This window comes from Phyllobacterium sp. T2-21, assembly GCF_055378485.1.
Genome location: NZ_AP027912.1, coordinates 1,937,090 through 1,949,620 on the forward strand (window position 1 = coordinate 1,937,090; position 12,531 = coordinate 1,949,620).

The following is a 12,531-nucleotide window of genomic DNA, read 5'->3' on the forward strand; positions in this document are numbered from 1 at the left end:
TCTAACCATCCTCCTTGTGCAGCAGAAAGGAGACCCCAAAAAAAGTTGCGATCAGGACCGGAGTCCAAGCGGCAACGAAAGGCGGAACGAATCCCGCATTTCCGAATGCCTTGACCACAACTGTGACGACATAAAGCACGAAGCCCGCGAGGACGCCACCCAGAATCATCGTTCCAGATTGGCCAAAGCGAACAAATTTCAGCGAAACCGTCGCGGCGATTAGGGTCATCGCCATTAAAAGGGCAGGCAAAGCCAGCAAAGACTGGAAATGCATGTCAAAAGCATTGGCTGGATAGCCAAAAGAGCGAGCTGCGGCAATTTTGTTACGCAGCTCAAAAAAAGGAATTGTCTCGGGCCGGGCCAGACTTTCTTCAACGAATTCAGGCCGAAGATGCGTTGCGATGCGGACATCGCCCGGTGAAACAGGTGTCTCGCCCAGCACGAATTTCGTCACGTCCGTCAACTGCCAGTAACCGTCTTCCAGGTCAGCGGTTTTGGCGTCGAGACGCTCGATAATGTCCTTGTTCTTGTCCAGCCGGATGAAGGAAGCATCGACCAAACGCAACCCGCGGTTGACGACATCCTTGGCACCGATGATGGTCTCGCCTTCATCGGTTTTCTGGCGCAGCCACGGCACGCGAGCATCGGTTGTATCGTTGGTTTTTCCGCTGCGCCAGGCCGCCTGTACGGCCTCGCTTTTCTCAAAGCCATAGGCGGCGAGGGGATTGACGATCAGGACGGCGAGAAGGCCGAACAAAAACGCACCGGTGCAGGCGGGCAGGAGAAACTGCCAGGCCGAGACACCGACGGAGCGAGCCACGACAAGCTCGTACTTCCGGTTGAGCGAGATCAGCGTGGTCATCGCCGAAAACAGCGCGATGAACGGAAACACCTGCTGCATGATGTAGGGAATGCGCATCACGGACAGGCCGAATGCCTGAATGGAGGAATATTCCGGCAGGGCGGCCAGCTTGCTCGACAGCTCGGTGAAATCGAGGATGAGGGCGAGCGCAAAACTTCCCATGAGGAAATAGCAGGTGATCGTCACGTAGCGGAGAAAGAAGTAACGTCCGAGTGTCCAGCCTATCATTCGTCACGCGCTCCACGTCCGGAGCGGGGATTTAGCAGCTTTGTCCTGACACCTGCAAGGGCCGCCTGTGGTGACGAAAACCCGTTCTTGAAGAAGTCGGCCAGCTTTGCCGGCATGCCGATCTGACGATTCGTCGCCAATGCATAGATGGCCGACAGGGTAACAAGAACCGGGAAAACAAAGAGGAAGGGAATGACGTTTTCATTCTTTTCCGAAGCCTGCCCGCTGGAATAGCTGATCCAGAAGACGATCAGGCTCAACGTGATCGCCGTGAAGGAGGCTGAAATGCGCGCCTCGCGGTGCGAACGCGAATCCGCGGCGGCGGCCAGCGAAATGAAGGCGAAAACGATGGGATACATCCAGTCGGTCAGCCGTTTGGCCAGCTCCGAGGTGTAGCGCAGCGGTTTCTGCTGGTAGACCGTATCGTTCGGATCCGGGTTCATCAGATAGTTCAGCGGACGATCTTTCGGGAAGATGGTGACGTCCTTGTCGTCCGATGGCAAAAATTCAGCAAGATCAAGAGCATAGGTGTTGAACTTGATGATCGACACATCGCCGGTCTTCACGTCGCGGCGGTCGATTTCGCCGTCCTTCATGACCAAGAGGCTCTGGTTGCCCTTGTCGACGACAAGGCCGTCCTTCGAATAGTAGAGGAGGTCGGTCACCGGATCGCGCGAATCGGACACGAACAGGCCCTTGATGGCGCCGTTGGCATCGCGGCTTTCAATCTGCAGATAGAGATCCTTGTCCAGCCGCTGTAAGGAGCCCTGCTGCACGACGAGATTGATCACGTCGGAGCGGGCGTCGGCCAGCATCTGCCGCATGCTCATCTGCGAATACGGGGCGATGAAATTGGCGATGACGAATGAAAGACCGGCGACGACGACGGCAAAGAGCAGGACAGGCCGGATGACCGTGGAGCGCGGCGCGCCCGAGGCGTTGATGACGACGAGTTCCGAATCCTGGTTCATCGTCGACAGCGTCTGCGTCACGGCAATGACCAGCGCGAACGGCATGACGACGGGAAAAGCGGCGGGAAGCAGGTTGGAGCTGAACTTCAGGATGTAGAAGAAGCTCTGGCCGCTGGTGGTCAGGAAGTTGATGCGGCCGAGGACCTGGACGATCCACGTAATGCCGACTGCTGACAGGAGGACTGCCAGAAACATGACGACGATGCGTCGCAAGATGTAATACTCAATCAGGCGCATGTCATGTTTCGCAAAAGAGTTCCGCCACCTTGTTTGTCGACTTGCCGCTCACGGATGAACGACCATTTCATGTATGCCATGCAATCCATGGCATTATTTTGCCGCACTATGGGACGAACCCGTTATATGTTCAATCTAGTCAGGCTTGGCTAAAAATAGGCGAAGAAAGCTGGTTAACAAGGTGTTAGCGCCCGATACCTATCGTTACCCACTTCATTCATCAACTTTGATGAATTAGGAAGTCACAATTTGTTCAATCTGGAGATATCATGTCCAAACGACCATCCATCAGTTTTGCAAAGTTTGCTGCCGTCGAAAACGGAACCGCAATTTTGCTTCTGGCAGCCGAAGGCAAGGCCGCGCAGGAAGCCGAATCTGTCGTCGGGCAGGCGTTGCTGTCGCGTATCATCGATGTCTCGGATTTCAAGGGAAAACTTGCAGCGAGCCTGAGCACGCTTGCACCTGGCGGCACCGAGCTTGACCGCCTGGTCCTGGTCGGCACCGGCGATCCGGCCAAGCTGAAAGCCGATGACTGGCTGAAACTGGGCGGTTCCGCCTTCTCGAAGATCGGCAAGGCCAAGCATGTTTCCGTGGTTCTGGCGTTGCCGGATACGGACGTGTCGGGTGAAAATGCCGCGGATTTCGCGCTCGGCATCCTGCTGCGCGCCTACACGTTCGACAAGTACAAGACGAAGAAGGGCAGGAATGACGACAGCCGGGACGACAAGTCCTCGGCCAAGATCACCCTTCTCGTGGCCGATCCGCAGGCGGCAAAGAAGGCCTTTGCCAATGCCGAAGCCGTGGCGGAAGGCGTCATCCTGGCGCGCGACCTCGTCAATGAACCCGCCAATATTCTCGGACCGGTTGAATTTGCCGAACGTATCGAGGAACTGAAGAAGCTCGATGTGAAGGTCGAGATTCTCGACCCCAAGGATATGAAGAAGCTGGGCATGGGCTCGCTGCTCGGTGTCGCCCAAGGGTCGGTGCGCCCGGCACGGCTTGCGATCATGGAATGGCAGGGCGGCAAGGGCAAGGAAGCGCCCATCGCCTTCGTCGGCAAGGGCGTGGTGTTCGATTCCGGCGGCGTCTCGATCAAGCCGGCCGCCGGCATGGACGAGATGAAGGGCGACATGGGCGGTGCGGCCGCCGTCACCGGCCTCCTGCACACGCTGGCAAGCCGCAAGGCCAAGGTCAATGTGGTCGGCATCGTCGGCCTCGTTGAAAACATGGTCGACGGCAACGCCCAGCGTCCCGGTGACATCGTCACCTCCATGTCGGGCCAGACCATCGAGGTGCTCAACACCGACGCGGAAGGCCGGCTGGTGCTGGCGGATGCGCTTTACTATTGCAACGAGCGTTTCCAGCCGAAATTCATGGTCAACCTCGCCACACTGACCGGTGCGATCATGGTTGCGCTCGGCCAGTCGCATGCGGGGCTGTTCTCCAATGACGACACGCTGGCGGCGCAGCTGTTCGATGCGGGGCAGTCGACCGGCGAGAAAGTGTGGCGCATGCCGCTCGGCGCGGAATATGACAAGCTGATCGATACCAAGAACGCCGACATGAAGAACATCGGCACCCGCTTTGGCGGCGCCATCATCGCAGCGCAGTTTTTGAAGCGGTTTGTCGGGGATACGGCCTGGGCGCATCTGGATATCGCCGGTACCGCCATGGGCACACCGGCCAGCGACTACAACCAGTCGTGGGCATCCGGTTTCGGCGTCCGCCTGCTTGACCGGCTGGTCCAGGACAATTTCGAAGGCTGACGAGACTGTGGTGCGTGGTTCGACAAGCTCACCATGAGGGACGGAGTGGATTGCAGGGAGCCTTATTCCGCGACGCTCGCGATTGGCATTGCAACCAAATCACATTCCTCATGGTGAGCTTGTCGAACCACGCACCACCCATTCTTTGACGAATCGGTCCAGGACTGCTTGAACGAAGTGACACTGGCGCGTTTTTGAGCCAAGAGAGACAATGACCGAAATCCTCTTCTACCACCTGACTGAATCGACACTGGAAAACGCGCTTCCGGGTCTGGTCGAGCGCTCGCTGAGCCGCCAGTGGAAGGTGGTCATCCAGACCGGATCGCAGGAGCGGCGCGACAGTCTCGACAATCATCTGTGGACCTGGTCGGATGCGTCGTTTCTGGCCCATGCCACGGATCAGGAGCCGCACCCGGAGGAGCAGCCGGTGATACTGACCACGGGCGAGGGCAATCCGAATGGGGCCACGGTGCGCTTTCTGGTGGATGGCGCGGTTCCGGTGCATGTGGAAGCCTATGAACGGCTCGTGCTGATGTTCGACGGGCACGACCAGATGCAGCTTGAACAGGCGCGAGAGCAGTGGAAGCAGTTGAAGGCCGGGGGGCACACGCTGACCTATTGGCAGCAGAATGCCGAAGGCCGCTGGGAAAAGAAGGCCTGAGAGATGCGCAAGCTGCTGCTGTTGCTCCTGCTCGCCGGTGTGGCGCTTGGAATTGGCTATCCCTGGTACGCCTATAATTTTTCCGGCAGCGAGCTGGGGTCGTGGCGGGTGTTTGACCGGCCCGGCCCGTACAAACCCGTGACGGTTTCGTTGAAGGCCAGCGATGGCCCGGTGCGGATCTTTGCCGACATGCAGCCACTACGCAGTTTCATTCCGGCCGAAGGGCGCACCGCCCTGACCTCGGTCGTATCGCGGGACGGCCGGGACGTGCTGGTCAAGACGCTTTCCTATGTCAATGCGCAGGCCGCCAACAGGGGATCGCCGCAGAGGCCGCGTTTCTATCGCGACCGGATCGGCGATATCGATCCCGTGGTATCGGGCGACTATACCATCAAGATTGGACCCGGCGATGCCGATGGCCTCGACGTGGCGCAGGTGGATATCGTCCTGCGCAAGGGGGCGGTGAGCATCGACAAGCGCTTCGTTCCGGCTGGCCTGACCATGATCGCCGTCAGCATTTTCGGCCTGATCCGCCTGGGACGCCGCAAGGCCAACCCCAACAGCACGCCGCCAGCGCCCAAATGGGGACGGTGATCGTGTCGCCGAGCAATGCCTGCCCGACACTGCTGACGCCGCGCCTGCGCCTGCGTCCGTTCGAAAGCCGCGATGAAGCCGGGCTGCACGCCTGCCTCGCGAACGAAACGCTGACGCAGTATTGGGGCTTTACCGCCTGCACGACGATGGAGGAAACGCGGCGATGCCTGCGCATCCTGGCAAAGACCACATCGCCCTACGATTCGATGGCCTGGGCGGTGGCCGACAGGATCACGGACGAGTGCATCGGCATGGTGAACTACCATCACCGCGAGGTCAGCAATCACCGGCTTGAAATCGGCTACATCCTGCGCCGCGAGTGGCACGGGCAGGGACTGATGAGCGAGGCGGTCAAGACCCTGATGGATTATTGCGTGGCCCATCTGAAGGCGCATCGCATCACGGCGATCATCCATCCCGACAACACCGCTTCGATCCGGCTGGCCAAACGGCTCGGCTTTCAATGCGAGGGCGGGCCGATGCGCGATTATTGGCGCGTCGGGAAAGGCTATATGAGCCCGATGCTCTACAGCTTCATTGCCAGCTGAGGGCTGTCCCCCGGCCTTTCCGTGATCCGGTAGGCGCAGCGCCGGGCGCCCTTCAATATATGCTCGAAGCGCCTGATCTCGACATCGGGACCGAGCGCTGCCTGAAACACATCGAGCTCCGACCGGCACAGTTTCTGGCATGCCCTGGCGGCCACGCAGATCGGGCAGTGGTTTTCCACCAGAACCAGCGCACCCGCCGCATCCCGGGTGGTTTGCGCCATGTACCCTTCGGCGGAGCGTATTTCCGCCAGACGCTGCACCCGTTGCTCAAGGGAGCCCGCGTCGGCGAGTTGCGTGCGATAGTGGTCGAGCGTAGCGGCTTCACGGTGCGCGATCAGCTTGTCGAGCCCCGCATCGCCGAACACGGCTGACACGGATGCGAGGATATCGGCCGTCAGCGCCGCATGGTTGTCGGGAAACTGCCCGTTGCCTTCCTCGGTCAGGTGCCAGAAGCGTTTCGGGCGGCCGACGGTCTCGCGGCTGTCTTCAAAGGCGACGAGGCCATCCTCATGCAGCCGTCCCAGCATCTGCCGCACCGCGACGGAGGTAATGCCGAGACGATCCGCCAGGGACGCGGCAGTCTGCGCGCCGGCGACTTTCAGGGAATAGAGCATGCGGTTTGTCGTTCGATCCTGCATGTCGGCAATGTAACAAAATTCTTTTTAAAAAGCGATTGCTTATTTTATTAAGCGGAATATAAAAACACAAAGCTTATTTAATTGAGGTGACGCCATGCATGACCCCGACGATACAGCCAGCGATGCCCGCTGGTCCGAGCTGTTGACCCCGCAGTTTTCCGCCGCGACCACGACGCTTTGCCTCGGCGTGGCGCTGTTTGCCTTCAACGGCTTTCTCGTTTCCACCTCCCTGCCGACGGCGGTGCGCGAGATCGGCGGGCTGAAGCTGATTTCCTGGGCCTTCACGCTCTATCTCGTCCTGTCCATTGTCGGCGGTGCCAGCGGCGCGCTGCTGAAGGGCAGGCTCGGTCCGCGCCGGGCGCTGGTCGGCGCCGCCATCGTCTTTCTCGCGGGCACGCTGATTGCCGCCTTGGCCTCGTCGATGACGGAAGTGCTTGTCGGCCGCGCCCTGCAGGGGCTGGGCGAGGGCGTGATCGCCGCCATCTGCTATGCCCTTATTCCCGACCTGTTCCCGTCGCGCCTGGTGGCAAAAGTGTTTGGCGCCGAAGCCGTCGTCTGGGCCATCGCGGCCTTCGGCGGTCCGCTGGTTGCCGGGCTTTTGACGGAAACCGTATCCTGGCGCGCGGCTTTCCTCGTCAATGTACCCATGGCGCTGATCTTCATCGCGCTGGTGTTCCGCATCGTACCGCGTTCGGCGGCCGAAGCCGCAGCGCTGTCCGTGCCTTTCCTGCGGCTGGGGGCGATTGGCGGCGGCATCATGCTGGTGGCGCTTGCCGGCATCATGCAGACCCTGACGCTGGAGGTCCTGTGTGTCGCTGGCGCTGCGGCCGTTCTCATTGCCGTCGTTGCGGTTGACCGCCGCAGCCGCACGCCGCTGTTCCCGTCCGATGCTTTTGCCTTGACGTCGACGGTCGGCATCGGCCTGTGGATCGTGCTGCTGATGCCCGTCGCCCAGGCGTCCACCTCGGTCTATCTCGTCATGACCCTGCAGAATCTCTGGGGCTATGGCCCGACCATGGCCGGTGCGTTCAGCGCCAGCTTTGCCGTCGCCTGGAGCAGCATTGCCATTCTGGTGGCCAATGTGCAGGACCCGCGCCGCCGCTCGCGGATGATCCGGCTCGGACCGGTACTGCTGGTGACGGGACTTGCGGTTCTCGTGCTCGGTTTCTCCGCCGATCTGCCGGGTGTGGTTCTGGTCGGCCAGATGAGCATCGGCGCGGGGTTCGGGGTCAGCTGGGGCTTTTTGAGCCAGAGCGTGATGGAATCGGCGCGTGACGGCGAGCGCGACCGGGCTTCCGCCCTCCTGCCGACGCTGCAATCCGCCGGTTACGCCATCGGGGCTGCGGTGGCCGGTCTGGTCGCCAATGCCGCCAGCTATCCCCAGGCAACAAGCCCCGAAGCCTTGCGCGATGCGACGATGATCATCTTTGCCGTCTCGACGATGATCGGCCTTGCCGCCATGATCGCTGGTTTCGCCCTGCCGTTGCGCAGGAAGACGGTGTTCGCCGCCGATCTGCCGTAGCGGCACGAAAAAGCCCGCCCTGACAAGGGGCGGGCGACAGTTCCGGATTATCCGGAAAATCCAGGAGAGGGGAGGATTTCGACCTGCAAATCCCCTCTCTTGCGATTTTTGCTGTTGGTGATGAGGAGTGATGGTGCGTGGTGCGTGGTTCGACAAGCTCACCATGAGGGATGTGGTTTGGTTGTAAAGCTAGTCACAGGCATTGCAGAATATGGCTCTTTGCAGTCAACTCACTTCCCTCATGGTGAGCTTGTCGAACCACGCACTGTGCATATTGCAACTTTTGTCGAATTGCCTGTTGTGATCCGTTTTCCTAGCATTCAGCGCCGCATATGGAGAGCCAGGCATGGAGGTCACAGTCTATATTCTGCTGTGCTCGGATGGATCATATTATACGGGGCTAACGAAACAGGACGTTGACGCCCGCGTTTGGGAACATAATGCAGGAATTTGCGATGGATACACAAAACGCCGCCGCCCTGTCCAACTTGTCTTCACCGAGACTTACGACCGTATCCTTGATGCCATAGCACGGGAACGCCAGATCAAGGGGTGGTCACGCGTGAAAAAGCAGGCGCTGATCGCATTGGATTATGAACGCCTGTCTCAACTCTCAAAAAACCGCAGCAAAATTTGAACAGTTAAACCGGCTGCATATGGCTGGTGCGTGGTTCGACAAGCTCACCATGAGGGAGGTGGGGGATTGCAGGGAGCACTATTCTGCAACGTCTAAGATCAGCTTTGCAGTCAACTCACTTCCCTCATGGTGAGCTTGTCGAACCACGCACCACGCACCACGGTAAGGAGAGGTAACGTTCCCGTTACAGATCAGCCATCGCCTCTTCATATTCGGTCGACAGCGTCAGCCATTCCTCTTCCGCCCGGGCGAGCGAGGATTTGGCATAGCCGATTTCCTTGCCGATCTGCGTCGCCTTGGCCGGCTCGCGGCTGTAGATGACCGGATCGGCCAACTGGTCCTGCAGGGTCTCGATCTTCTTCTGGAAGCGCTGCACCATGGCATCGGCTTCCTGGATCTTCTTCTGCAGCGGCTTCAGCGCTTCGCGCTTCTGCGCCGACAACTTGCGCTGCTCGGCCTTGGTCAGCTTCTGTCCGTCATCGGCGTTGATCTTGCTGTTGCCGGAGCGTTCGGCCTTGGCATCGGCCAGAACCAGCGAACGGTAGGCGTCGAGATCGCCGTCATAGGGCGCAACCGCACCGTCACGCACCAGCCAGAGCCGGTCCATGGTGGCTTCGATCAGATGCCTGTCGTGCGCAATCAGGATGACGGCACCATCGAAATCATTGAGCGCATGCATCAGCGCTTCACGGCTGTCGATATCCAGATGGTTGGTCGGTTCGTCCAGGATGAGCAGGTTCGGACCCTGGAAGGTCGCAAGCCCCATCAAAAGACGGGCCTTTTCACCGCCGGAAAGATCCTTTGCCGCCGTGTTCATCTTCACCGTGGCCAGGCCCATCTGCGAGACGCGGGCGCGCACCTTGGATTCCGGCGCATCGGGCATCAGCTTGCGCACATGCTCGATGGCATTGTCCTCGGGCACCAGATCGTCGAGCTGATGCTGGGCAAAGAAGGAAATCTTCAGGTTCGGCGCCACCGTCATCCGGCCGCTCTGCAGCGCGAGACGTCCGCTGATCAGCTTGGCCAGCGTCGACTTGCCGTTGCCGTTCGAACCCAGCAGCGCAATACGGTCGTCCGCATCGATACGCAGGTTGAGATGCTTGAGCACCGGCTTGCCCGGCGTGTAGCCGACTTCACCGCTTTCAACGGCGATGATCGGCGATGCCACCACCTTTTCCGGTTCGGGAAAATGGAACGGCGCCACATGGTCTTCGATCACCGACGAAATCGGCTTCAGCTTCTGCAGCGCCTTCAGGCGGGACTGCGCCTGCTTGGCCTTGGACGCCTTGGCGCGGAAACGCTCGACGAAGGCCTCCATATGTTTGCGGTGCGCTTCCTGCTTGGTGCGCTGCTTCTGCTGCAGCTCCAGCGCTTCGCTGCGCAGCCGTTCGAACTGGTCGTAATTGCCCTGCCACAGCGTCAGCTTGGTCTGGTCGAGATGGATGATCGAATTGACGGCCGAGTTGAGAAGGTCGCGGTCGTGGCTGATCAGGATGACCGTGTGCGGATAGCGGCGGACATAATCCTCCAGCCACAGCGTGCCTTCCAGATCGAGATAGTTGGTCGGCTCGTCCAGCAGCAACAGGTCCGGCTCGGCGAAGAGCACGGCCGCCAGCGCCACGCGCATGCGCCAGCCGCCGGAGAAGGACGAGGCCGGGCGCTTCTGCGCTTCGGAATCGAAGCCGAGGCCGGAGAGGATCGCACCGGCGCGCGCTTCGGCCGAATGCGCGTCGATATCGACCAGACGGATGTGGATCTCGGCGATGCGGTGCGGGTCCGTGGCGGTTTCGGCTTCCGCGAGAAGGGCGGTGCGCTCCTGGTCGGCGGCCAGCACGATCTCGAGCAGGGAATCTTCCGTTCCCGGCGCTTCCTGCGCCACCTGGCCGATGCGGATGTTCTTGGGCAGGAAGAAATCGCCGGTTTCCGCCGGCATCTCGCCGGTGATCACCTTGAACAGGGTGGATTTGCCCGCGCCATTGCGCCCGACCAGTCCAGCCTTCGTGCCCGACGGCAGGTTGAGGTTGGCGTGATCGATCAGCAGGCGTCCGGCCATACGCACGGATATGTCGTTGAGAATAAGCATGGCCGCGCTTTTGCACGGGAAATGCGCTTTTCGCAAGCCGTGCATGCTGCAGATATCGCCCGATTGCGCGGGAAAGTCGGGTTAGGCGATATCTGTGTCCGATTGGGCACGCTTGTCAGGAGGTGCGTGGTTCGACAAGCTCACCATGAGGGAGGTGGTTTGGTGCAAGGCCAATCTGATACGTCGCAGAACTGGTTCCCTGCAATCTGCCCAAGTCCCTCATGGTGAGCTTGTCGAACCACGCACGCTGGTTATGCAATTCATCGCGGATTATAGGCGGCGCGCATGCGAAAATGCTGTTGCAGCAAATTGACTTTCCGCCGAAATGCGTCAGTCTTGCTGCCATAATATCCAAACAGAGGCGCCTTTCCATGGGAATCATTCTGCACGAACTCGTCGGTACGGATCTGAACAGGCCATTCAGCCCGCATTGCTGGAAAACCGTGATGTCGCTGGCCCACAAGGGCCTGCCGTTCAACCGCAATCGCGTGTCGTTCAAGGGTATTCCGGAGCTCGAAGGCGCGTTCTCGCCAAAGGTGCCCATCATCCGCGATGGCGATACGCGGGTGGCGGATTCCTTCGAGATCGCCCTGTATCTGGAAGACACCTATCCCGACCGGCCATCGCTGTTCAAGGGCGAGGGTGGCCGGGCCATGGCCCGCTTCGTCGAGGGCTGGTCGCAGATGACGCTGCATCCCTATCTGAATCTCGTCATCCTCATGCCGGTGCACGATATTCTCGATGCGCCGAACCAGGCCTATTTCCGCGAAAGCCGCGAGAAAATCTTCGGCCGTCCGCTGGAGGCGGTGGCTGCCGAACGTGACGCCAGGCACGACGCCTTCACCAAAAGCCTTGAGCCCCTGCGCAAGATGCTGCTGTCACAGCCGTTCATCGGCGGCAAGGGTCCGTTGTTCAGCGATTACATCGTGTTCGGGGCGTTCCAGTGGGTGCGGGTGCTGACGCCGTTCAAGCTGCTGGACGAGAAGGATCCGGTGCACGCGTGGTTCGAGCGCTGCCTCGATCTGCATGGCGGCATTGCCCGCGAGATCAGTGCTGCTGCATAGGTCTGCAATTTGGGCAGCAGGGTTGTGCGTGGTTCGACAGGCTCACCATGAGGGAGATTGAGGATTGCAGGGGATATATTCTGCAACCTATCAGATTGGCATTGCAGTCAAACCACCGCCCTCATGGTGAGCTTGTCGAACCACGCACCATGCCATTGCCTGTTTCTCGGCACAGCCCCTTGGCAAAGGGGCTGCCTGACGCTATAGAGCCGCCATCCAATTCCCCTAACGACAAGGTTTTATTCCATGGCGATTGAACGCACTTTCTCGATGATCAAGCCCGACGCGACGCGCCGCAACCTGACCGGTGCCATCACACAGAAGCTGGAAGAGGCTGGTCTTCGTGTTGTTGCTTCCAAGCGCGTCTGGATGAGCCGCCGCGAAGCCGAAGGCTTCTATGCCGTTCACAAGGAACGTCCTTTCTTCGGCGAACTCGTTGAATTCATGTCCTCCGCACCGACCATCGTCCAGGTTCTGGAAGGCGAAAACGCCATTGCGCGCAACCGTGAAGTCATGGGCGCCACCAACCCGGCCAATGCCGACGAAGGCACCATCCGCAAGACATTCGCCCTGTCGATCGGCGAAAACTCGGTTCACGGTTCGGATGCGCCTGAGACAGCCGCAGAAGAAATCGCCTACTGGTTCTCCGGTACGGAAGTCGTCGGCTGATTGTTTCAGATCAGACACCAAGAAGCCGGGATTTTCCCGGCTTTTTTGTTT

12 protein-coding genes are annotated in these 12,531 nt (G+C 59.9%); 8 read left to right on the top strand and 4 right to left on the bottom strand.

The window, feature by feature from the left end; all coding sequences use genetic code 11:
* Position 1: 1 nt before the first annotated feature.
* Both lptG and ACZ5FP_RS09695 read right to left on the bottom strand, forming a co-directional pair.
* Positions 2-1,090: an LPS export ABC transporter permease LptG gene (gene lptG, locus ACZ5FP_RS09690; RefSeq protein ID WP_464659817.1), complete on the bottom strand. Its 1,089-nt coding sequence runs from the start codon at positions 1,088-1,090 to the stop codon at positions 2-4.
* Complete coding sequence (locus ACZ5FP_RS09695) at positions 1,087-2,298, bottom strand: LptF/LptG family permease (RefSeq protein WP_464659819.1); 1,212 nt, start codon at positions 2,296-2,298, stop codon at positions 1,087-1,089. The genes lptG and ACZ5FP_RS09695 overlap by 4 nt, the downstream gene beginning before the upstream one ends.
* A gap of 269 nt (positions 2,299-2,567) precedes the next feature.
* On the opposite strand from ACZ5FP_RS09695, the gene ACZ5FP_RS09700 reads away from it, so the two are divergent.
* The 4 genes from ACZ5FP_RS09700 (at position 2,568) to ACZ5FP_RS09715 (ending at position 5,867) form a co-directional block, all read left to right on the top strand.
* The gene (locus ACZ5FP_RS09700; RefSeq protein WP_464659821.1) at positions 2,568-4,064 is read left to right on the top strand and encodes a leucyl aminopeptidase; all 1,497 of its coding nucleotides are present in this window, start codon (positions 2,568-2,570) and stop codon (positions 4,062-4,064) included.
* A gap of 211 nt (positions 4,065-4,275) precedes the next feature.
* Positions 4,276-4,725, top strand: a complete 450-nt coding sequence (locus ACZ5FP_RS09705) for a DNA polymerase III subunit chi (RefSeq protein WP_464659823.1) — start codon at positions 4,276-4,278, stop codon at positions 4,723-4,725.
* Positions 4,726-4,728: 3 nt separating this feature from the next.
* A complete protein-coding gene (locus ACZ5FP_RS09710) occupies positions 4,729-5,319 on the top strand; it encodes a hypothetical protein (protein ID WP_464659825.1) in 591 nt (196 codons plus the stop codon).
* Between the two features lie 2 nt (positions 5,320-5,321).
* The gene (locus tag ACZ5FP_RS09715; protein WP_464659826.1) at positions 5,322-5,867 is read left to right on the top strand and encodes a GNAT family N-acetyltransferase; all 546 of its coding nucleotides are present in this window, start codon (positions 5,322-5,324) and stop codon (positions 5,865-5,867) included.
* Here the strand turns inward: ACZ5FP_RS09715 and ACZ5FP_RS09720 are convergent.
* On the bottom strand, positions 5,846-6,481 hold the full coding sequence (locus ACZ5FP_RS09720) for a helix-turn-helix transcriptional regulator (RefSeq protein ID WP_464659828.1): 636 nt from the start codon (positions 6,479-6,481) through the stop codon (positions 5,846-5,848). The genes ACZ5FP_RS09715 and ACZ5FP_RS09720 overlap by 22 nt on opposite strands.
* A gap of 118 nt (positions 6,482-6,599) precedes the next feature.
* Here ACZ5FP_RS09720 and ACZ5FP_RS09725 point away from each other — a divergent pair, with 118 nt between their 5' ends.
* Both ACZ5FP_RS09725 and ACZ5FP_RS09730 read left to right on the top strand, forming a co-directional pair.
* A complete protein-coding gene (locus ACZ5FP_RS09725) occupies positions 6,600-8,027 on the top strand; it encodes an MFS transporter (protein ID WP_464659830.1) in 1,428 nt (475 codons plus the stop codon).
* A 346-nt stretch (positions 8,028-8,373) separates the two neighbouring features.
* Complete coding sequence (locus tag ACZ5FP_RS09730; RefSeq protein WP_346307792.1) at positions 8,374-8,664, top strand: GIY-YIG nuclease family protein; 291 nt, start codon at positions 8,374-8,376, stop codon at positions 8,662-8,664.
* Positions 8,665-8,848: 184 nt separating this feature from the next.
* On the opposite strand, the gene ACZ5FP_RS09735 is transcribed toward ACZ5FP_RS09730, so the two are convergent.
* Positions 8,849-10,747 (bottom strand): ABC-F family ATP-binding cassette domain-containing protein, encoded by a 1,899-nt coding sequence (locus ACZ5FP_RS09735; RefSeq protein ID WP_346307791.1) that lies wholly within the window; start codon positions 10,745-10,747, stop codon positions 8,849-8,851.
* A 371-nt stretch (positions 10,748-11,118) separates the two neighbouring features.
* Between ACZ5FP_RS09735 and ACZ5FP_RS09740 the strand changes: the two genes are divergently transcribed.
* Both ACZ5FP_RS09740 and ndk read left to right on the top strand, forming a co-directional pair.
* The gene (locus tag ACZ5FP_RS09740) at positions 11,119-11,811 is read left to right on the top strand and encodes a glutathione S-transferase family protein (RefSeq protein WP_464659833.1); all 693 of its coding nucleotides are present in this window, start codon (positions 11,119-11,121) and stop codon (positions 11,809-11,811) included.
* Positions 11,812-12,057: 246 nt separating this feature from the next.
* A complete protein-coding gene (gene ndk, locus ACZ5FP_RS09745) occupies positions 12,058-12,480 on the top strand; it encodes a nucleoside-diphosphate kinase (protein WP_077114036.1) in 423 nt (140 codons plus the stop codon).
* Positions 12,481-12,531 lie beyond the last annotated feature (51 nt).